This is a genomic window from unidentified bacterial endosymbiont, from assembly GCF_918797525.1.
Lineage (GTDB): Bacteria > Pseudomonadota > Gammaproteobacteria > Enterobacterales > Enterobacteriaceae > Enterobacter.
In genome coordinates, this window is record NZ_OU963893.1 from 815,446 (window position 1) to 836,140 (window position 20,695).

At 55.2% G+C, this 20,695-nt stretch carries 23 protein-coding genes; 14 read left to right on the forward strand and 9 right to left on the reverse strand.

Annotated features, from left to right (window positions below; translation table 11 throughout):
* Nucleotides 1-61 precede the first annotated feature (61 nt).
* The 8 genes from rbfA (at nt 62) to mtr (ending at nt 8,667) form a co-directional block, all read left to right on the forward strand.
* Nucleotides 62-466: a 30S ribosome-binding factor RbfA gene (gene rbfA / locus NL510_RS03900; RefSeq protein WP_253381737.1), complete on the forward strand. Its 405-nt coding sequence runs from the start codon at nt 62-64 to the stop codon at nt 464-466.
* Nucleotides 466-1,416 (forward strand): tRNA pseudouridine(55) synthase TruB, encoded by a 951-nt coding sequence (truB, locus tag NL510_RS03905; RefSeq protein ID WP_253381738.1) that lies wholly within the window; start codon nt 466-468, stop codon nt 1,414-1,416. The genes rbfA and truB overlap by 1 nt, the downstream gene beginning before the upstream one ends.
* Nucleotides 1,417-1,571: 155 nt before the next feature.
* Nucleotides 1,572-1,841, forward strand: coding sequence for a 30S ribosomal protein S15 (rpsO, locus tag NL510_RS03910; RefSeq protein WP_253381740.1), 270 nt, complete (start codon nt 1,572-1,574; stop codon nt 1,839-1,841).
* A 242-nt stretch (nt 1,842-2,083) separates the two neighbouring features.
* Nucleotides 2,084-4,219, forward strand: coding sequence for a polyribonucleotide nucleotidyltransferase (gene pnp, locus NL510_RS03915; protein WP_253381742.1), 2,136 nt, complete (start codon nt 2,084-2,086; stop codon nt 4,217-4,219).
* A gap of 109 nt (nt 4,220-4,328) precedes the next feature.
* Nucleotides 4,329-5,213, forward strand: a complete 885-nt coding sequence (gene nlpI, locus NL510_RS03920) for a lipoprotein NlpI (protein ID WP_253381743.1) — start codon at nt 4,329-4,331, stop codon at nt 5,211-5,213.
* Between the two features lie 107 nt (nt 5,214-5,320).
* Nucleotides 5,321-5,401, forward strand: a complete 81-nt coding sequence (yrbN, locus tag NL510_RS03925) for a protein YrbN (RefSeq protein WP_097397692.1) — start codon at nt 5,321-5,323, stop codon at nt 5,399-5,401.
* Nucleotides 5,394-7,283 (forward strand): DEAD/DEAH family ATP-dependent RNA helicase, encoded by a 1,890-nt coding sequence (locus tag NL510_RS03930; RefSeq protein WP_253381745.1) that lies wholly within the window; start codon nt 5,394-5,396, stop codon nt 7,281-7,283. Before yrbN ends, NL510_RS03930 begins: the two co-directional genes overlap by 8 nt.
* 139 nt (nt 7,284-7,422) lie before the next feature.
* Entirely contained in the window at nt 7,423-8,667 is a 1,245-nt protein-coding gene (gene mtr / locus NL510_RS03935; RefSeq protein ID WP_253381747.1) for a tryptophan permease, read from the forward strand.
* A 47-nt stretch (nt 8,668-8,714) separates the two neighbouring features.
* Here the strand turns inward: mtr and NL510_RS03940 are convergent, their stop codons facing one another.
* The 3 genes from NL510_RS03940 to ubiU all read right to left on the reverse strand — a co-directional run bounded on the left by NL510_RS03940 (nt 8,715) and on the right by ubiU (nt 11,682).
* The gene (locus NL510_RS03940; protein ID WP_253381750.1) at nt 8,715-9,722 is read right to left on the reverse strand and encodes a luciferase-like monooxygenase; all 1,008 of its coding nucleotides are present in this window, start codon (nt 9,720-9,722) and stop codon (nt 8,715-8,717) included.
* Nucleotides 9,723-9,800: 78 nt separating this feature from the next.
* The gene (locus NL510_RS03945) at nt 9,801-10,679 is read right to left on the reverse strand and encodes a U32 family peptidase (protein ID WP_253381752.1); all 879 of its coding nucleotides are present in this window, start codon (nt 10,677-10,679) and stop codon (nt 9,801-9,803) included.
* Between the two features lie 7 nt (nt 10,680-10,686).
* Nucleotides 10,687-11,682 carry a ubiquinone anaerobic biosynthesis protein UbiU gene (gene ubiU, locus NL510_RS03950; RefSeq protein ID WP_253381754.1) on the reverse strand — a complete coding sequence of 332 codons (996 nt, stop codon included), beginning with the start codon at nt 11,680-11,682 and terminating at the stop codon, nt 10,687-10,689.
* Nucleotides 11,683-11,902: 220 nt separating this feature from the next.
* Here ubiU and ubiT point away from each other — a divergent pair, with 220 nt between their 5' ends.
* Together ubiT and NL510_RS03960 are read left to right on the forward strand one after the other, a co-directional pair.
* Nucleotides 11,903-12,427, forward strand: a complete 525-nt coding sequence (ubiT, locus tag NL510_RS03955; protein ID WP_253381756.1) for a ubiquinone anaerobic biosynthesis accessory factor UbiT — start codon at nt 11,903-11,905, stop codon at nt 12,425-12,427.
* Nucleotides 12,421-12,924 carry a GNAT family N-acetyltransferase gene (locus tag NL510_RS03960; protein WP_253381758.1) on the forward strand — a complete coding sequence of 168 codons (504 nt, stop codon included), beginning with the start codon at nt 12,421-12,423 and terminating at the stop codon, nt 12,922-12,924. Before ubiT ends, NL510_RS03960 begins: the two co-directional genes overlap by 7 nt.
* Here NL510_RS03960 and NL510_RS03965 read toward each other — a convergent pair.
* Nucleotides 12,911-13,240, reverse strand: a complete 330-nt coding sequence (locus NL510_RS03965; protein WP_253381760.1) for a GIY-YIG nuclease family protein — start codon at nt 13,238-13,240, stop codon at nt 12,911-12,913. The genes NL510_RS03960 and NL510_RS03965 overlap by 14 nt on opposite strands.
* A gap of 14 nt (nt 13,241-13,254) precedes the next feature.
* On the opposite strand from NL510_RS03965, the gene NL510_RS03970 reads away from it, so the two are divergent.
* On the forward strand, nt 13,255-13,689 hold the full coding sequence (locus tag NL510_RS03970; RefSeq protein ID WP_253381761.1) for a YhbP family protein: 435 nt from the start codon (nt 13,255-13,257) through the stop codon (nt 13,687-13,689).
* Here NL510_RS03970 and NL510_RS03975 read toward each other — a convergent pair.
* Nucleotides 13,669-14,187, reverse strand: a complete 519-nt coding sequence (locus NL510_RS03975) for a type 1 glutamine amidotransferase domain-containing protein (protein ID WP_253381762.1) — start codon at nt 14,185-14,187, stop codon at nt 13,669-13,671. The genes NL510_RS03970 and NL510_RS03975 overlap by 21 nt on opposite strands.
* 128 nt (nt 14,188-14,315) lie before the next feature.
* Between NL510_RS03975 and NL510_RS03980 the strand changes: the two genes are divergently transcribed.
* Together NL510_RS03980 and NL510_RS03985 are read left to right on the forward strand one after the other, a co-directional pair.
* Nucleotides 14,316-14,960: an NAD(P)H-binding protein gene (locus NL510_RS03980; protein WP_253381763.1), complete on the forward strand. Its 645-nt coding sequence runs from the start codon at nt 14,316-14,318 to the stop codon at nt 14,958-14,960.
* 40 nt (nt 14,961-15,000) lie between these two features.
* On the forward strand, nt 15,001-16,038 hold the full coding sequence (locus NL510_RS03985) for a permease (protein WP_253381764.1): 1,038 nt from the start codon (nt 15,001-15,003) through the stop codon (nt 16,036-16,038).
* A gap of 38 nt (nt 16,039-16,076) precedes the next feature.
* Here the strand turns inward: NL510_RS03985 and dolP are convergent, their stop codons facing one another.
* Genes dolP through NL510_RS04005 form a run of 4 tightly spaced genes read right to left on the reverse strand, consistent with a single transcriptional unit; the run spans nt 16,077 to nt 19,755 of the window.
* Nucleotides 16,077-16,652, reverse strand: coding sequence for a division/outer membrane stress-associated lipid-binding lipoprotein (gene dolP / locus NL510_RS03990; RefSeq protein WP_253381765.1), 576 nt, complete (start codon nt 16,650-16,652; stop codon nt 16,077-16,079).
* 9 nt (nt 16,653-16,661) lie between these two features.
* Nucleotides 16,662-17,252, reverse strand: a complete 591-nt coding sequence (gene diaA, locus NL510_RS03995; RefSeq protein WP_003861754.1) for a DnaA initiator-associating protein DiaA — start codon at nt 17,250-17,252, stop codon at nt 16,662-16,664.
* Nucleotides 17,253-17,272: 20 nt separating this feature from the next.
* Complete coding sequence (locus tag NL510_RS04000) at nt 17,273-17,668, reverse strand: YraN family protein (RefSeq protein WP_253381766.1); 396 nt, start codon at nt 17,666-17,668, stop codon at nt 17,273-17,275.
* Complete coding sequence (locus tag NL510_RS04005; protein ID WP_253381767.1) at nt 17,626-19,755, reverse strand: penicillin-binding protein activator; 2,130 nt, start codon at nt 19,753-19,755, stop codon at nt 17,626-17,628. The genes NL510_RS04000 and NL510_RS04005 overlap by 43 nt, the downstream gene beginning before the upstream one ends.
* Nucleotides 19,756-19,817: 62 nt before the next feature.
* Between NL510_RS04005 and rsmI the strand changes: the two genes are divergently transcribed.
* Complete coding sequence (gene rsmI, locus NL510_RS04010; RefSeq protein WP_253381768.1) at nt 19,818-20,681, forward strand: 16S rRNA (cytidine(1402)-2'-O)-methyltransferase; 864 nt, start codon at nt 19,818-19,820, stop codon at nt 20,679-20,681.
* The last annotated feature ends 14 nt before the right edge of the window (nt 20,682-20,695 follow it).

The following is a 20,695-nucleotide window of genomic DNA, read 5'->3' on the forward strand; positions in this document are numbered from 1 at the left end:
GTGCAACCCGGTAATAATTTAAAAAGGGGCGTTAGCCCCTTTTTTGTCTGGAGAATTTAGTATGGCGAAAGAATTTGGTCGCCCACAGCGCGTAGGGCAGGAAATGCAGAAAGAGATCGCGCTCATTCTGCAACGCGAAATTAAAGACCCACGTCTGGGCATGATGACGACCGTATCGGGCGTGGAAATGTCCCGCGACCTGGCATATGCCAGGGTGTTTGTCACCTTCCTGAACGACCAGGACGAAGCAGCGGTTAAAAACGGTATCAAAGCGCTGCAGGAAGCATCTGGTTTCATCCGCTCTCTGCTCGGCAAAGCAATGCGCCTGCGCATCGTTCCCGAACTGACCTTCTTCTACGACAACTCGCTGGTCGAAGGTATGCGCATGTCCAACCTGGTGACCAGCGTGGTGAAACATGACGACGAACGTCGTGTTAACCCTGCGGACGACAGCAAGGAGGACTAATGAGTCGTCCTCGTCGTCGCGGTCGCGACGTTCACGGCGTGCTGCTGCTGGATAAACCGCAGGGAGCTTCCAGTAACGACGTGTTGCAAAAAGTGAAGCGTATTTTTAACGCCAACCGAGCGGGCCATACCGGCGCGCTCGATCCGCTGGCGACCGGTATGCTGCCGGTCTGCCTGGGCGAGGCGACAAAGTTTTCCCAGTATCTGCTGGATTCCGATAAACGTTATCGCGTTATTGCGAAACTGGGCCAGCGCACGGATACCTCTGATGCTGATGGCCAGGTAGTGGAAGAGCGTCCGGTCGCCTTTAGCGCTGAGCAGCTCGATGCCGCGCTGGACAGCTTCCGTGGTGACACGCTGCAGGTGCCATCGATGTATTCGGCGCTGAAATACCAGGGTAAAAAACTCTACGAATATGCGCGTCAGGGCATCGATGTTCCACGTGAAGCTCGTCCGATAACGGTGTATGAACTGCTCTTTATTCGTCACGAGGATGATGAACTGGAGCTGGAAGTTCACTGTTCGAAAGGCACGTATATTCGTACCATCATTGATGACCTGGGCGAAAAGCTGGGCTGTGGCGCGCACGTGACCTATCTGCGTCGCCTGGCCGTCAGTAAATATCCGGTCGAGCGGATGGTGACACTTGAGCACCTTTATGCGCTCCTTGCGCAGGCTGAAGAGCAAGGGCATGCCCCGGCAGATTTGCTCGATCCGCTGCTGATGCCGATGGACAGTCCTGCCTCCGATTTCCCGATCGTTAATCTTCCTTTAACATCGTCCGTTTACTTTAAGAACGGAAACCCGGTTCGCACCACCAACGCGCCGCAGACGGGTCTGGTCCGTGTAACCGAAGGCGATGACGGCAAGTTTATCGGCATGGGTGAAATGGATGGCGAAGGACGTGTTGCACCGCGTCGACTGGTTGTCGAGTATCCGGTCGACGCTTAACGACAATAACGGCTCATCTTGCGATAAGCAGGGGAGACGAGTAGAATGTCGCGGCTTAACGCCTGGTAAAATGTTTAACATTTTACCAGGCGTACACTGGGACCGCTGAATTAGAGATCGGCGTCCTTTCATTCTTAATACTTTGGAGTTTTAAAATGTCTCTAAGCAATGAAGCTAAAGCTGATATCGTTTCTGAGTTCGGTCAGAATGCAAATGACACCGGTTCTACCGAAGTTCAGGTTGCCCTGTTGACCGCACAGATTAACCACCTGCAGGGTCACTTTGCAGAGCACAAAAAAGATCACCACAGCCGTCGTGGTCTGCTGCGTATGGTTTCTCAGCGTCGTAAATTGCTCGACTACCTGAAACGTAAAAATGCTGCACGCTACTTAGCGCTGATCGAGCGTCTGGGTCTGCGTCGCTAAGACTTGCGAGTTTCAGAAAAGGGGGCCTGATGGCCCCTTTTTTCAACCAGACGGCAGCAATTCACTGGAAACTATTGTATTGTTGCTATAAATGATCTTCATTGCAGAGGTTCGCGCGGCTAATGAGAGGCTTCACCCATGGGGGTGTTGGTTGTCATTAGTCGCGAGGATGCGAAGAAGGTCGGGGTAAATCGACAGCACGCCGGTGGTGTGCTGTCAAACATTTAAGAAAGGACAGAACTTTGCTGAATCCGATCGTTCGTAAATTCCAGTATGGTCAACACACCGTCACGCTGGAAACCGGCATGATGGCACGTCAGGCTACTGCTGCCGTTATGGTAAGCATGGATGACACCGCGGTATTCGTGACCGTGGTGGGCCAGAAAAAAGCAAAACCAGGTCAGGACTTCTTCCCACTGACCGTTAACTACCAGGAGCGTACCTACGCTGCCGGTAAAATCCCGGGTGGCTTCTTCCGTCGTGAAGGCCGCCCAAGCGAAGGCGAAACCCTGATTGCGCGTCTGATTGACCGCCCGGTTCGTCCGCTGTTCCCAGAAGGCTTCGTCAACGAAGTTCAGGTTATCGCGACCGTTGTTTCCGTTAACCCACAGGTTAACCCGGACATCGTAGCAATGATCGGTGCCTCCGCGGCCCTATCACTGTCTGGTATTCCATTCAATGGCCCAATCGGTTCTGCGCGCGTGGGCTATATCAACGACCAGTACGTACTGAACCCAACGCAGGAAGAGCTGAAAGAAAGTAAGCTGGACCTGGTGGTAGCAGGTACTGAAGCCGCCGTTCTGATGGTTGAATCCGAAGCAGAATTGCTGAGCGAAGACCAAATGCTGGGCGCGGTGGTGTTTGGTCACGAACAGCAGCAGATCGTTATCCAGAACATCAACGACCTGGTGAAAGAAGCCGGTAAACCACGTTGGGACTGGCAGCCAGAAGCGGTAAACGACGCGTTGAACGCACGCGTTGCTGCACTGGCGGGCGCACGTCTGAGCGATGCATACCGTATCACCGACAAGCAAGAGCGTTACGCTCAGGTTGACGTTATCAAATCAGAAACCATCGCGACGCTGGTTGCTGAAGATGAATCCCTGGATGCTAACGAGCTGAGCGAAATTCTGCACGCTATCGAGAAAGATACCGTTCGTAGCCGCGTACTGGCAGGCGAGCCGCGTATCGATGGTCGTGAAAAAGACATGATCCGCGGTCTGGACGTGCGTACTGGCGTTCTGCCACGTACTCACGGTTCTGCGCTGTTCACCCGTGGCGAAACGCAGGCGCTCGTTACTGCAACGCTGGGTACTGCCCGTGACGCACAGAACATTGACGAACTGATGGGTGAGCGTACTGACAGTTTCCTGTTCCACTACAACTTCCCTCCGTACTCTGTTGGTGAAACCGGTATGGTGGGTTCGCCTAAGCGTCGTGAAATCGGTCACGGTCGTCTGGCGAAACGCGGTGTGCTGGCGGTAATGCCAGAAGCCGACAAATTCCCGTACACCGTTCGTGTGGTTTCTGAAATCACCGAATCCAACGGTTCTTCTTCTATGGCTTCCGTGTGTGGTGCCTCTCTGGCGCTGATGGATGCTGGCGTGCCAATTAAAGCCGCCGTTGCGGGTATTGCAATGGGTCTGGTAAAAGAAGGCGACAACTTTGTTGTTCTTTCTGACATCCTGGGCGACGAAGACCACCTGGGCGATATGGACTTCAAAGTTGCGGGTTCCCGTGACGGTATCTCTGCGCTGCAGATGGATATCAAAATTGAAGGTATCACCAAAGAGATCATGCAGGTTGCTCTGAACCAGGCTAAAGGTGCGCGTCTGCACATCCTGGGTGTGATGGAACAGGCGATTAATGCACCGCGCGGCGACATTTCTCAGTTCGCTCCGCGTATCCACACCATCAAGATCAATCCCGACAAGATCAAAGACGTTATCGGTAAAGGCGGTTCTGTTATCCGTGCTCTGACCGAAGAAACCGGCACCACCATCGAAATCGAAGATGACGGTACTGTGAAGATCGCAGCAACCGACGGCGAGAAAGCGAAATTTGCTATCCGTCGCATCGAAGAGATCACTGCAGAAATCGAAGTAGGCCGTATCTACGCCGGTAAAGTGACCCGTATCGTTGACTTTGGTGCATTCGTTGCCATCGGTGGCGGTAAAGAAGGTCTGGTACACATCTCTCAGATAGCCGACAAGCGCGTTGAGAAAGTGACCGATTACCTGCAGATGAATCAGGAGGTCCCGGTTAAAGTCCTGGAAGTTGACCGCCAGGGCCGTATCCGTCTGAGCATTAAAGAAGCAACCGAGCAGTCTCCGTCTGCTGCGCCAGAAGCACCGGCAGCAGAACAGCAAGGCGAGTAAGGTTGCTATTTGCCCTCCGCATTGCGGAGGGCATATTATCAGGCAGGACGCCTTGTTGAGCCGCCGGGGGACAGGACGTTCATCCAATAGTTGTCTTCGGGAGTGGGAAATGAAGCCTTTTTTGCGCTGGTGTTTCGTTGCGACAGCTTTAACGCTGGCAGGATGCAGCAACTCTGCCTGGCGTAAGAGCGAAGTCCTCGCAGTGCCATTGCAACCGACTTTGCAGCAGGAAGTGATTCTGGCACGCATGGAACAAATTCTTGCCAGTAGGGCTTTAACCGATGACGAACGCGCACAGCTTTTATATGAGCGCGGAGTGTTGTATGATAGTCTCGGTCTGAGGGCACTAGCGCGAAATGATTTTTCACAAGCGCTGGCAATTCGACCTGATATGCCTGAAGTATTCAATTACTTAGGCATTTATTTAACGCAGGCAGGCAATTTTGATGCTGCCTATGAAGCGTTTGATTCTGTACTTGAGCTTGATCCAACTTATAACTACGCGCACTTGAATCGCGGTATCGCATTGTATTACGGCGGTCGTGATAAGTTAGCGCAAGATGATCTGCTGGCGTTTTATCATGACGATCCTAATGATCCTTTCCGTAGCCTGTGGCTTTACATCGTTGAGCAGAAGCTTGATGAGAAGCGGGCTAAAGAAGCACTGAAACAGCGCTTCGATAACTCGGACAAGGAACAGTGGGGATGGAACATTGTCGAGTTCTACCTGGGGAACATTCGCGAAGCAACGCTAATGGAACGCCTCAAGGCGAACGCAACGGATAACACCTCGCTCGCTGAGCATCTCAGTGAAACTAACTTCTATTTAGGTAAGTACTACCTAAGTCTGGGGGATATGGACAGCGCTACGGCACTGTTCAAATTAGCGGTCGCTAACAACGTACACAACTTCGTTGAGCACCGTTATGCATTGTTGGAATTATCGCTCTTGGGCCAGGAGCATGACGACCTGGCAGAATCGGACCAGCAATAGCTGACGACATAAACATCAGCCCGTAATCTTTTGATTGCCATCACCTTAACGGGTGAGGGCGTTGTTGTTCGTCAATACACCTACTTTGAGCCGGTTCACACTTTTCAATGAAAATTGCTAATCATTTTCACGATGAGCTAAGTAGACTGGCCGCCATTAATATCGAGGCACTTGTACTACATGGCTGAATTCGAAACCACTTTTGCAGATCTGGGCCTGAAGGCTCCTATCCTTGAAGCCCTTAACGATCTGGGTTACGAAAAACCATCTCCGATCCAGGCAGAATGTATCCCGCATCTGCTCTCTGGTCGTGACGTGCTGGGCATGGCCCAGACTGGTAGCGGTAAAACTGCAGCGTTCTCGCTGCCGCTGCTGAACAACATCGATCCGGACCTGCGTGCACCGCAGATCCTCGTCCTTGCTCCAACCCGTGAACTGGCTGTTCAGGTTGCTGAAGCGATGACGGAATTCTCTAAACATATGCGCGGCGTAAACGTGGTAGCCCTGTACGGCGGCCAGCGTTATGACGTGCAGTTACGCGCCCTGCGCCAGGGCCCACAGATTGTTGTCGGTACGCCGGGCCGTCTGCTGGACCACCTGAAGCGCGGTACGCTGGATCTCTCGAAACTGAGCGGTCTGGTACTGGACGAAGCCGATGAGATGCTGCGTATGGGCTTCATCGAAGACGTTGAAACCATCATGGCGCAGATCCCGGAAGGTCATCAGACCGCGCTGTTCTCTGCAACCATGCCAGAAGCCATTCGTCGCATTACCCGCCGCTTCATGAAAGAGCCGCAGGAAGTGCGCATTCAGTCCAGCATTACTACACGTCCGGACATCAGCCAGACATTCTGGTCTGTACACGGAATGCGTAAAAACGAAGCGCTGGTGCGTTTCCTGGAAGCAGAAGATTTTGATGCGGCGATTATCTTCGTTCGTACCAAAAATGCGACCCTGGAAGTGGCTGAAGCGCTGGAACGTAGCGGCTATAACAGCGCTGCGCTGAACGGCGACATGAACCAGTCCCTGCGTGAGCAAACGCTGGAACGTCTGAAAGACGGTCGTCTGGATATCCTGATTGCAACCGACGTGGCAGCACGTGGTCTGGACGTTGAACGTATCAGCCTGGTTGTTAACTACGACATCCCGATGGACTCTGAGTCTTACGTTCACCGTATCGGCCGTACCGGTCGTGCAGGTCGTGCAGGCCGTGCGCTGCTGTTCGTTGAGAACCGTGAGCGTCGTCTGCTGCGTAACATTGAACGCACCATGAAGCTGACCATTCCGGAAGCAGACCTGCCGAACGCAGAGCTGCTGGGCAAACGTCGTCTGGAGAAATTCGCCGCCAAAGTACAACAGCAACTGGAAAGCAGCGATTTGGATCAGTACCGTGCGCTGCTGGCGCAGATCCAGCCTACCGCCGAAGGTGAAGAGCTGGATATCGAAACCCTGGCTGCAGCACTGCTCAAAATGGCCCAGGGCGAACGTGCGCTGATCGTGCCGCCGGATGCACCAATGCGACCTAAGCGTGAGTTCCGTGATCGTGACGACCGTTTCGAACGTCGTGGCGACCGTAATGACCGTGGTCCACGCGGTGACCGTCCGGAGCGTGGTGGAGAAGACCGTCCACGTCGTGAACGTCGTGATGCTGGCGAAATGGAACTGTACCGCATTGAAGTGGGCCGTGATGATGGCGTTGAAGTGCGTCACATCGTTGGCGCGATCGCTAACGAAGGCGATATCAGCAGCCGTTACATTGGTAACATCAAGCTGTTCGGTACCCACTCGACCATCGAGCTGCCAAAAGGCATGCCGGGCGAAGTACTGCAGCACTTTACTCGCACCCGCATTCTGAACAAGCCGATGAACATGCAGTTGATGGGCGATGCACAGCCTCGCACTGACCGTGGCGGTGAACGTCGTGGCGGTGGCCGCAGCTTCGGTGGCGAGCGTCGTGAAGGCGGTCGTAGCGAAGGTCGCGGTGGTGAAGGCCGTCGTTTCTCTGGCGAACGTCGTGAAAGCCGTGGCCCACGTCGTGACGAAGGCGCAAGCCGTCGCCGTGACGCGTAAGCCTTACGCTATTAACGTAAAGTAATATATACAGCCCCGATATACATAATCGGGGTTTTTTTTATTCCCTTTGTACTATTGTACTGGTACATTGCAGCACATTAAAATACAAAGCACATTTGACTGGAGATAAGGCTGTATGGCGACACTAACCACCACCCAAACGTCACCTTCGCTGCTCGGCGGCGTCGTGATCATTGGCGGAACCATTGTGGGTGCAGGGATGTTTTCCCTGCCTGTGGTTATGTCCGGTGCGTGGTTTTTCTGGTCGCTGGCGGCGCTGGTCTTCACCTGGTTTTGTATGCTTCATTCCGGTTTAATGATCCTCGAAGCTAACCTGAACTACCGTGTAGGTTCCAGCTTTGACACCATCACGAAAGATCTGTTGGGCAAAGGCTGGAACCTGGTGAACGGGCTGTCCATTGCGTTTGTGCTTTACATTCTGACCTACGCCTACATATCGGCAAGCGGCTCGATCCTGCATCACACGTTCTCAGAGATGTCGTTGTCTGTCCCGGCGCGTCTGGCAGGGTTGTGCTTTGCGCTGGGGGTGGCGTTTATCGTCTGGCTGAGCACCAAAGCGGTGAGCCGCATGACGGCCATTGTGCTGGGTGCTAAGATCATTACCTTCTTCCTGACCTTCGGCAGCCTGTTGGGGCACGTCACGCCAGCGACGCTGTTTAACGTCGCGGAAACCAACACCGCTTATATGCCATACCTGCTGATGACGCTGCCGTTCTGTCTGGCCTCGTTTGGCTATCACGGCAACGTGCCGAGCCTGATGAAGTACTATGGTAAAGACCCACGCACCATTGTGAAGTGTCTGGTCTACGGCACGCTGTTGGCGCTGGGGTTGTATGTGATTTGGCTGCTGGGGACGATGGGCAACATCCCGCGTACGGAATTTATCAGCATCGCACAGAAGGGCGGCAACATTGACGTGCTGGTTCAGGCGTTAAGCGGTGTGCTGAACAGCCGCAGTCTGGATTTACTGCTGGTTATCTTCTCCAACTTTGCCGTGGCAAGTTCTTTCCTCGGCGTGACGCTGGGCCTGTTTGACTATCTGGCCGATCTGTTTGGTTTTGATGATTCGGCGATGGGGCGTTTCAAAACCGCGCTGCTGACCTTCCTGCCGCCGATCGTCGGCGGCCTGCTGTGGCCGAACGGTTTCCTGTATGCCATTGGCTATGCAGGGCTGGCGGCGACCATCTGGGCTGCGATTGTACCGGCCCTGCTGGCACGCAAATCCCGTAAACGTTTCGGCAGCCCGACATTCCGCGTCTGGGGCGGCAAACCGATGATTACGCTGATCCTGGTGTTTGGGGTCGGAAACGCGGTGGTTCACGTGCTGTCGAGCTTTAATCTGCTGCCGGTGTATCAGTAAAAATAATGCCCGGTGGCGCTACGCTTACCGGGCAAAAGCAAAAAACACTACCCCACCAACTCTTCTTTTACCTGCATCGCCAGCTCAAACGAGTACAAGCGCGCCTGGTTATCGAAAATCTGGCCGTTAACCATAATCTCATCCGCCTGCGTTTCCCGAAGCACTGCTTCCAGCCCGTGACGCACTTTGGCCTTATCACCCACCAGCGACATGCTCAGCGCCTGCTGCACGCCATACTGCTCGGAAGCCGACCAGAGCTGTTGCATATTTTCTACCGGCGCAGGCAACTGGCCGGTTTCACCGCGACGCAACTTCACAAACGCCTGCTGCATGGAGGTGAAGAGGAATTCTGCGTCGCGGTTGCTATCGGCGGCAATAATGTTGATACACACCATTGCATAAGGTTTCTCAAGGCGTTCGGACGGTTTGAAGGTAGTGCGGTAGAGATGCAGCGCCTGGTGCAGCATATCCGGTGCGAAATGCGAGGCAAAGGCAAACGGCAGCCCCAACTGCGCGGCGAGTTGCGCACTATAAAGACTAGAGCCTAACAGCCATACGGGGATTTTCTCGCCGTATCCCGGTACCGGGCGCACGTGCGGGTCCGGATCACGCGCATCGAACCAGTCCACGAGTTCTACTACATCACGCGGGAAGTTATCGATATCACCACTCATATGACGGCGCAGGGCGCGCATCGTCGGCTGGTCGCTGCCCGGCGCGCGGCCAAGACCTAAATCGATACGGCCGGGATAGAGGGTATTCAGCGTGCCAAACTGTTCGGCTATTACCAGCGGGGCGTGGTTGGGTAGCATCACGCCGCCAGAGCCCAGACGCAGAGTGGTGGTGTTAGCGGCCAGATAACCCATCAGTACCGACGTGGCGGCGCTGGCGATACCCACCATATTGTGGTGCTCGGCCAGCCAGTAGCGATGATAGCCACGTTTTTCGGCCAGTTGGGCGAGATCCAGAGAGTGGGAAAAGGCCTCTCGTGCTGAGGAACCTTGAGGGATCGGTGCCAGATCCAGCACCGAAAACGGGATGGTTTTATCAGTCATAACAGCTCACTTTGTCGACGGTGAATCTTTAATACTGCATTAAAGTTTACTAACTGTTGTTAACAAAGTGAGCCTTTTTTAGGCCTGCAGCGCCAGTCCGGCCAAACGTTTCCAGTAGCCATTACAGTCGCTGTTAGCCGTCAGGGGCAGCGGCGATGCGCCGTTTTCATTGGCACGAAAAGCGTCCAGCATCGCAAATACGTTGGTATCCAGCGGCGAAAGTCGCACCATATCCACCAGGCCATTCATTGATGCCAGCTCATTACCGAGGTTATACACATAGCCACTCATGGTCTGAATACCGTTCAGAACAAACACCTGCTGGTTCTCCTGAGACAGCATGCTGCGCCCGTTAGGGTAGTTGATGCAGCAGGTTTCGCATTCATCCTTCGGCCTGTCTTCCGAGCGCGCGGTAAAGCAGCGGGCAGAGTACGCGAGGGGGAGATGACCATAGCTGAGCACTTCTACTTCAAACTGATGGCGGATCCCCAGCTCGTCGCACTGGGCCAGCAGGTTTACCAGCCAGTCGCGAGAAAGCTCTACCGGCATGCACCAGCGCGTCATGCCTTGCTTAAGCAACAGGCGCAGGGCCACGGCGTTGTAGCAGTTCAGCGCATGACCCGCGACAAAGGGCAGCTTACGTTCGGCACACATGTTCACCACGCCCAGATCGCTCGCTTCCAGCAAAAATTCGCCATTTTCAACATAGCGCTTCAGCTCACCCAGTTCGGAAGAGGCCTGGACCAGCGCGAGCGTTGAGAGGACAACCTGCTTCCCGCTCCCGGCCAGGCTTTTCGCCATATCCAGCCAGTCGCCCACTTTGGTTGCCCGGCGCTTGCTACACACCGCTTCGCCGAGGTAAATCACATCGGCGCTGCTGGTCGCTGCCTGTTGGTAAAAATCTTCCAGCGTCTCTTTTGACCAGTAATAGAGCACCGGTCCTAATGAATATTTCATGGTTATCTCACTGCCATTTACGGTGATACGCGCCAAGCGTGGTTTGTGTGCCTTCGGACATCGTGCCGAGCGTCTCCATCCAGGCCGGTTGCGGGGCGTAGTTCTGCGGGTCCGCCATACAGCGGTCGATGGCCTGACGCCAGACTTTCGCCACCTGGCTGACGTACGCCGGGCTGCGCTGGCGGCCTTCGATTTTCACCGAGGCGATATTGGCGGCCAGCAGTTCCGGCAGCAGCTCCAGCGTATTAAGGCTGGTGGGCTCTTCCAGGGCGTGGTAGCGCTCGCCGTCAACCAGATAGCGGCCTTTACACAGCGTGGGATACCCGGCATTTTCGCCATCCTGATAACGGTCGATCAACACTTCATTCAGGCGAGATTCCAGCCCCTGCGGCGTTTGTTGCCAGCGAACAAAGCGGGCAGGCGAACAGGCCCCGACGGTATTCGGTGACTCGCCGGTGAGATAAGAGGAGAGATAGCAGCGCCCTTCAGCCATGATGCACAGGCTGCCAAAGGCAAACACCTCCAGCGGTACTGGCGTGACGCGTGCGAGTTGCTTAACCTGGTGAATAGAGAGCACGCGCGGCAGTACCACGCGGGCAACGTCAAAGTTTTGCTGATAAAAACGCACCGCTTCTTCGTTGGTGGCAGATGCCTGAACGGAGACGTGGCGCTCAATATGCGGATAGCGTTCTGCTGCATACTCAAGCATAGCGAGGTCGGCAAGGATCAGCGCGTCAGCGCCAAGCTGTGCCGCCATATCCACTGCGCGCTGCCAGCGGACGTAGCCGTCAGGGTGGGCGAAGGTGTTAATGGCGATGTGCAGTTTGCGCCGGTGCTGGTGAACGAAGTTAACGGCTTCCTGAAGCTTTTTCTCCGTAAAGTTAAGGCCAGCAAAATGGCGGGCATTGGTATCATCCTTCAGCCCGATATAGACCGCATCGGCCCCATTTTCGATGGCCGCCTTAAGCGCCGGAAGGTTTCCGGCAGGGCAGAGCAGCTCCATAATTTATCCTGATGTCGTCGATCGCAGGGATCGCAAAATTGTTAACGAGCTGGGATTTTAATTAACCCATACGCGACAATTTTTGATTTAAGGCAGCTAATGGCGTATTGATGTCACCAATAATGCGTTATACCCGACGCCGGTTTGTTGATTTACGCCGCTATCTTCTTTACGGGATGTGGCAAAATAGCAGGACTATAGCTATCAGGGAGTAAAGCTCGTGCTGGATAAATTGCGTTCACGTCTCGTACAATTTGGTCCATCAATGCTGAGCGTGCCGGTAAAACTGGCCCCGTTCGCGCTTAAACGCCAGGTGCTGGAGCAGGTGCTGAGCTGGCAGTTTCACCAGGCGCTGCAGGACGGTGAGCTGGCGTTTCTGGAAGGGCGCTGGTTATGCATCGACGTGCGCGATATCGGGCTGCGCTGGTTTACCTCTGTCGAGGATAACCACCTGATTGTGCGTGAGTTCGCAGAGGCGGATGTAAGCTTTAGCGCCAACGCCAGCGATCTGTTGATGATAGTGGCCCGTAAGCAGGATCCTGACACGCTCTTCTTCCAGCGCCGTCTGGCAATCGAAGGCGATACGGAACTCGGTCTGTACGTGAAAAATTTAATGGATGCCATTGAGCTGGAGCAGATGCCAAAAGCGCTGCGCGTCGTGCTGATGCAAATGGCTGATTTCGTTGAGGCGGGGCTGCAAACGCCGCCGGAACGTAAACACACTTCAGTAGGTGAGCCATGCTGATTCGAGTCGAAATAGGGATTGATGCGCCGGGAATCGATGCGTTGTTGCGCCGTGCTTTTGCGAGTGACGCTGAAGCTCAACTGGTCCACGATCTCCGCGAAGACGGCCTAATAACGCTTGGGCTGGTTGCCACCGATGACGAAGGTCAGGTGGTGGGCTATGTCGCCTTTAGCCCGGTAATCGTACAGGGTGAAGATTTACAGTGGGTAGGCATGGCGCCGCTGGCGGTCGATGAAAACTACCGCGGCCAGGGAGTGGCGCGCCAGTTGGTCTATGAAGGGCTGGACTCGCTGAATGAGTTTGGCTACGCCGCCGTGGTCACGCTGGGTGAGCCAAAATTCTATAGCCGCCTGGGCTTCGAGCAGGCGGCACAGTACGATCTGCGCTGCCGCTGGCCTGCTACGGAATCCGCTTTCCAGGTACACCGTCTGGCGGGTGATGCGCTCAACGGCGTAACGGGTCTGGTGGAGTACCACGATCATTTCAGTCGCTTTTAATCAGGCTTTCGCGTAGCGCCTCAAAAGAGTCATCACCGGTCACGAGGCGCTCTTTCTGGCGCTTCGTCAGCTGTTTAATGCGATATTCCACTCTTAACGCCAGCGATCTGTCGCCAACGGGCGCTGCAAAGGCGAGCTGTAATTCCCCTTTTCCCCGCAGCGCTTTTGCCCCTTTACCCGTTTGATGTTGTAAAAAACGCCGCGCCACATCGGTGGTGATCCCGGTGTAGAGTGCGTTGTCAGCGGTTCGAACAAGATAAAGAAACCAGCACACGGTAAAAAGATTCAGTATGTTAAGGTGAACGCACCTTAGCATGAGAGAGAGCGAAAATGGAAACACTGGCCGCCATTAACCGCTGGCTGGCGAAGCAGCATGTTGTCACCTGGTGCGTGTACGATGAAGGGGAAATGTGGTGCGCGAATGCGTTTTACTACTACGATCCCGAGCGCGTAGCCTTTTACGTCCTGAGTGAAGACAAAACGCGTCATGCACAAATGACCCACCAGCAGGCGAAAGTGGCGGGCACGGTCAATGGCCAGCCGAAAACGGTGGCGCTGATCCGCGGGGTTCAGTTTAAGGGTGAAATCCGTCGTCTGGACGCAGAAGAGAGCGACGCGCAGCGTAAACACTATACGCGCCGCTTTCCGGTTGCCATCGCCCTCAAAGCGCCAGTGTGGGAAATCCGCCTTGATGAGCTGAAATTTACCGACAACACGCTAGGCTTTGGCAAAAAGCTGCACTGGTTACGTACCGAGCAGGCGTAGCGCTTCGCGGTTAAATGCAGGCAAATCGTCCGGTGTTCGGCTGGTGATCAACTGATCTTTATCGTTAACCACCTCCTGATCGTAAAACTCGGCCCCGGCATTTTTAAGATCGATAACGATCGGCTTCACGGCGGTGAGCTTACGCCCGCGGACCACCTCCGCGCTAATAAGCAACTGCGGACCATGGCAAATGGCAAAGACCGGTTTGCCGGTTCCCACGAAGTCGCGGGTGAAGGACACGAAGCGATCATCCCCGCGCAGGGAATCCGGTGAATGGCCGCCAGGCAGCAGAAGTGCATCGAAGTCAGAGGGACTAACGTTATCGATAGACTCATCAATGGTCACGCTGGCTTCGCCCTTGTGGCCTTTTACGGTCTTGCCTGCTTCTTTCTCAATGGTAATGACCTCATGTCCTGCCTTGCGAAATGCCTCGGCAGGCGAGGTGAATTCTGAATCTTCAAACTCGTCGGTAATCAAGACTGCGATTTTCTTGCCCATGGTTCCTCCGTTGTTTTGGGTTCAGACTATTAATTTCCCGTTTGTGGTAAATACTTACCTGTATCAGACTTCTAAGTGTGGTCGACCACGCTGAGTTCGCAAACGGACAATTCTGTAAAGGGGATAAAATGAGTCAGGTATTGATTACGGGCGCAACAGGATTAATCGGCGATCATCTGCTGCGGTTGCTGATTCAGGAGCCTGCTGTGAGCGCTGTTGCCGCCCCAACACGCCGCCCTCTGGTGGACATTCAGGGCGTTTTTAACCCCCACGATCCGCAACTGACCGATGCGCTGGCCCAGGTCCAGGATCCCATTGATATCGCGTTTTGTTGCCTCGGGACGACACGCCGTGAAGCAGGCAGCAAAGAGGCCTTTGTGCATGCCGACTACACGCTGGTCGTCGACACGGCGCTGACGGCGAAAAAGCTGGGGGCAAAGCATTTTCTGGTGGTCAGCGCGCATGGCGCCAACGCCAGTTCGCCCTTCTTTTACAACAAGGTGAAGGGCAAGATGGAAGAGGCCCTGATTGCGCAGCACTGGCAACAACTGACGATTGTTCGCCCTTCAATGCTGCTCGGACATCGTGACGAACGCCGTTTTAATGAATCGATGTTCGCGCCTCTGTTCCGGATCCTTCCGGGTGACTGGAAAGCCATCGAGGCGCGGGATGTGGCGCGTGCGATGCTGAAGGAAGCGCTCTCCCCGTCGCAGGAAGGGGTGAATATCATCCCCTCAGCAAAACTGCGTGAAATCGCCAGAGGTGAAGCGTAAACTCCCCCGGCTAATTAAATACTACTCTCCGGGGAATGTTATGGCTGGTCAGTCTTCATCTCAGGCGGCAACACCTTTTCAATGGTGGAAGCCTGCTCTCTTTTTTCTCGTGGTCCTTGTCGGCCTCTGGTATGTGAAATGGCAGCCCTATTACGGCAAAGCCTTCACCGCCGCCGAAACGCACAGTATCGGAAAATCTATTATTGCTCAGGCTGATTCCAGCCCTCTCCAGGCGGCGTGGGACTATGCCATGGTCTATTTCCTTGCTGTCTGGAAAGCGGCTGTATTAGGCGTCCTTCTGGGCTCGCTGATTCAGGTTCTTATCCCGCGTAACTGGCTAATAAAAACGTTAGGCCAGCCGCGCTTTCAGGGCACGCTGCTGGGGATGATTTTCTCCCTGCCGGGCATGATGTGCTCCTGCTGCGCTGCGCCCGTGACCGCCGGCATGCGCCGTCAGCGTGTTTCGCTGGGCGGTGCGCTTGCCTTCTGGATGGGCAACCCGTTGTTAAACCCGGCGACGCTGGTGTTTATGGGCTTTGTTCTCGGCTGGCATTTTGCCGCTATCCGCCTGGCTGCGGGTGTGGTGACGGTGCTGGTGGTCGCAACGCTGGTGCAAAATCTGGTGAAGGACAACGCCGCCGGGCATGCGCCCGTTGAGCTGGACATCAGCGAGCCGCAGGGACATGTCTTAACGCGCTGGGGTAAAGCCCTGTGGCAACTGTTCTGGAGCACTATCCCGGTATACATCCTGGCGGTGTTGGTTCTTGGCGCTGCACGCGTCTGGCTGTTCCCGCATGCGGATGGCGCCATCGATAACACGCTGCTGTGGGTGGTGGCGATGGCGGTGGCAGGATGCCTGTTCGTTATCCCAACGGCGGCGGAGATCCCGATTGTCCAGACCATGATGCTGGCCGGAATGGGCACCGCTCCGGCACTGGCGCTGCTCATCACATTGCCTGCGATTAGCCTGCCGTCGCTTATCATGCTACGTAAGTCTTTCCCGGCGAAAGCGCTGTGGTTAACGGCGGGCCTGGTGGCGGTGAGTGGGGTGATGGTGGGGAGTATTGCGCTGGTTTAAAAAAAGCCCGGTGGCGCTAACGCTACCGGGCATTAAGGTTACTTGATGTAGGTAAAGGCGGTGGTGACGTGTTTCACGCCGCTTACCCGGCTGGCGATATCGGCTGCCGCTTTACCTTCACGCTCGGTGACCAGGCCCAGCAGGAACACTTCGCCGTTTTCGGTTGTCACTTTCACGTTTGAGGATTTCACCTGGTCAGAACCCAACAGTTGGGAACGCACCTTGGTAGTGATCCAGGTATCGGAAGAGGCGGTACCCAGACCAATCGGCTGGCCCTGGCGCACTTCGTTAAACACTTCCGCCGTTCCCTCGACACCCATCGCAATCTGTTTTGCTCGTGAGGCGAGTTCGGTATTTGGCGCCTGGCCTGCCAGCAGCACTTTGCCCTGATACGCCGTCACGTTGATACGCGCTTCTTTCTTAATTTGTTCGTCTTTCGACAGCGCGCTGTTAACGCGAAGTTCCAGGGTTCCATCATCAACCTGAGTACCCACAGAGCGCGGATCGGTTGCCGCTTTGGTACCCACGGCTGCGGTACCGACGACGGCCGCAGCGATACACCCCTGAAGCAGCAGTGCAGAGATAAGAACTGCAAGGGTCGATAAAGCCTTCATTAAAACTCCTTAATCATCCTGGTGAGGGAAAAGCGTGTTGTCGATCAGATCGCACAGGCAATTTACCGTCAGCATATGCATTTCCTGAATACGCGCGCTACGGTGAGACGGAATACGAATTTCCACATCCTGCGGCCCAAGCAGACCCGCCAGCTCACCCCCGTCATAGCCGGTTAAGGCAACGATAGTCATATCCCGGGTGACGGCAGCTTCAACGGCTTTGACAATGTCACGGCTGTTGCCGCGCGTGGAGATGGCCAGCAGAACATCTCCGGCATGACCCAGGGCACGCACCTGCTTGGCGTATATCTCGTCGTGAAGGCGATCGTTAGCAATCGCAGTTAAGACCACGTTATCGGTATTAAGTGCAATAGCAGGTAAACTCGGTCGTTCTGTTTCGAAACGATTGATCATGCTGGCAGCAAAATGCTGTGCGTTGGCGGCTGATGTGCCATTGCCACAACAGAGGATTTTGTTGCCGTTCAACAGAGACTGTACCAGCGTCATCGCTGCACGAGAGATCGCGTCCGGGAGGGCTTCCGCCGCTGCAATCTGAGTCTGGATGCTTTCTGTGAAGCACACTTTAATTCTTTCGAGCACGTTATCCCTTTAAATTTTATTTATGCGTCTTCGCCAAAAGCATTTTTAAGCCAGTCGATCTCATTTGCGGTGAAGGCTAACACATCGAACCGGCAATCCACAGTATCAAAGCTCCCATTATGGCGGGCAAGCCACAAGTGGGCAGTCTGTAATAATTTATGTTGTTTGGCGAGCGTCACGCTGGCGGCAGCACCGCCAAAACGGGACGACTGTCGAAAGCGTACTTCTACAAACACAATGGTCTGACCGTCTTTCATGATCAGGTCAATTTCGCCGCCACGTCCACGAACGTTAGCGGCGATAAAGCGCAGTCCTTTGCCTTCAAGCCAGCGACGCGCTTTGAGCTCCCACGCATCGCCGGTCTGTTTACGGCTTAACTGGCCGGGACGATTTGTCCCTGCTGGTATTTGAGCCATGATAACTTCCTGTTAATCACGCAGTCCTGCGTCGCGCTCAGATCCCCGGTATTGCCGTTAAGCTCAAAGCCAGGCACCTGACGCATCTGGGTAAAGTTATTCGCCAGCGCCCATGCATCCACGCCCATCGCGTACAGGCGTGCCAGCGAGTAGTCGTTATTTACTACACTCAGCGCTTGTTGCATCAGCAACGGGTTACTGCCTGCCAGCATCGGAATTTCGCTGTACTGCAGTCCGTCCATTTCCAGACGGAAGTCCGGGCCTGCAGTACCTTGTGCGCTCCGGGAACTGGCATAGAGCGTGACGCCGCTCCGGGTGCCGTTACGCATCGCAATCATGGGTTTGATAAAGGCAATCTCTTCCGGCGTGGCGACAATATAGGCCGCGTCTACTCTGTCGCCGCCGCTGATTTGCGCATCGGTTGGTGGGGCAGGAATAGTCAGGCCCGCAATGGTAACGCTTTGCTGTTGCGGCAGGCTGGCGGATACCGGGCTGCCGTTCAAAGCGATACCCGCACCGCCGTTAACGCCTGCTCGCAGCTCAGAAGTAGAACCAAATTTCTGCTGCAACACCATGCCGCCACCGAGTGACTGCCACTCCTGAGCAAACGCATTTGCTACGCGATCGCCCAGCGCACTGCGTGGGATCAGCAACAGCGGAGCCTGTTTGCCCTGCTCGCGAATGTGGCGCGCCGCATCACGGGCTTCGTCTTCCGGAGAGAGGGCGAAGTAGCAGATGTTGGCACGATTTTGAACCTGCTCCGGCTGGTTAAGCGCCAGCACGTTCAGCGTGGTGTTGCTCTTCATCAACTCTTCGACGTTATTTTTTAACAGTGGGCCGACGACGATGCTGGCGCCATCTCGCTGCACCTGCGCCAGAATCTGGTCGAGCGGCTGTGAGCTGGTGTCGTAAATTTTCAGCTCAGCGCCGGGGTTGGCGCTGGTGGCCGGAACGTTTGCCTGCGCGGCTGGCTCGGTGGTTTGTGGCGCCGGGGCATCCGTTACTGGCGCAGCCTGAATGTCAATCGACGTAGACGTCTGAGCGGCAGGCGCAGGGGTTGAGGCCGGTTGCGTTGTCGGCGCCGTCACCGGGTTCTGCATCGTGCCCTGAGCCGGGGTTTGCGCAGTGGTCAGATCGCTGGTCTCTGCCGCCGAAGGGCTAACAACATCATTCACGTTTGCCGCCTGGGCTGCCTGCTCAGGCACGGCGGCACCCGACATGGCGGTGGTACCGTTTTTCGCCGCTTCAAAACCTTGCTGGATGGTGCGGCTAAATACCGCCGCCTGGCCGTTTAACGGCAGAAGCAGGGCGATTTTGCTGGTGGAGGCAGGCTTAAAGCTCTGCACGCTCACCAACTGAGATGGCAACATTTTCGCGCCAGGGTTTTGCGGATAGCGGGTCTGCCAGTCGGTAATACCGGCTTTCAGCATGTTCGGGTCGCTGCGGTTGTTAAACCACATCAGTTGCAGATCCAGCCAGCCCCGCAGCACATTTTCGTCTGCGTTAATAACCAACGCCCGAGCCTGCTCCTGGGTCATGGAGGAGAGCGCCTGCCATGTAGCATCAATATTTTTTTGCTTGTCTGCGCCGCTTAGCAACGGTTCTTGCGCGATCAGCGCGCGCAGGAGGGTCAGGGAAGGGCGACCCTGTTCAGCGGTAATGCCGGCTTGCCAGAAGCGAGCCTGCTGGTTTTTATCAAGCGCATTGATATCAATGTCGCCGAGGATCTTTTTCGCGGATGCGTAATCTTTCAGCGCGACTTTCAGTTCGGCTGATAACAGCCCCTGCTCGCGGCGCTGGGTGTCGTTAAGATCCTGCGGCAACGGGTTGAACAGGTCAGCCGCCTGCTGGGTTTTACCTTCGTTCAGGAGTGCACGAATGGCGAGTAATTGCCAGTTGGTCTTGGTATCATTTGAGCTCTGCGCCATTTGTCGCAGATAAAAGGCAGAATCAGCCTGAGCGGATCCCTGCATATGGGCGGCGGTTTGGTCGGGTGCCTGGGTGCCACAGCCGGCAAAGATCAGGGCTGCCAGCATGAGAGGCACGCTGTGCGCGGCTTTTGTTCGAAGAAACGTTAAGGGTACCATACTGTATCCAGTGATTTTTTTTACGCAATGCTCAATATTAAATCGGCAATACGGACTAAACAATGAAACAACACGAAACGGCAGAGAATTCTCAAGGCCAGCTTTATATTGTACCTACTCCTATCGGGAATTTGTCTGATATTACCCAACGTGCGCTTACCGTATTGCAAACTGTTGATTTAATTGCCGCAGAAGATACCCGCCACACCGGTTTATTGCTCCAGCACTTTGCGATTAACGCCCGAATGTTCGCCCTGCACGATCACAATGAGCAACAAAAAGCTGACACGCTGGTCGCGAAGCTCAAAGAGGGGCTGAACATTGCCCTGGTCTCCGATGCGGGAACGCCGCTGATTAACGATCCGGGTTACCATCTGGTACGGATCTGTCGTGAAGCGGGTATCCGCGTGGTGCCTTTGCCTGGGCCGTGTGCTGCTATTGCGGCACTGAGCGCCGCTGGCCTGCCCTCAGACCGTTTTTGTTACGAAGGTTTTCTGCCTGCTAAATCCAAAGGCCGTCGCGATGTGCTAAAAGAGCTGGAAGCCGAGCCGCGTACCCTGATTTTTTACGAATCAACTCACCGTTTACTGGAAAGCCTGGACGATATGGTCACCGTCTGGGGGGTGGCCCGCTACGTTGTACTGGCGCGTGAGCTGACCAAAACCTGGGAAACCATTCACGGCGCACCGGTAGGTGAACTGCTGGCATGGGTGAAGGAAGATGAAAACCGCCGCAAGGGCGAGATGGTGCTGATTGTTGAAGGCCACAAAGCCCAGGAGGATGCGCTGCCAGCCGACGCGCTGCGTACGCTGGCGCTGCTGCAGGTCGAGCTGCCGCTGAAGAAAGCGGCCGCGCTAGCGGCGGAGATCCACGGCGTGAAGAAAAATGCGCTGTATAAACATGCGCTGGAGCAGCAGGGAGAGTAAGCCGCTGCGCTATC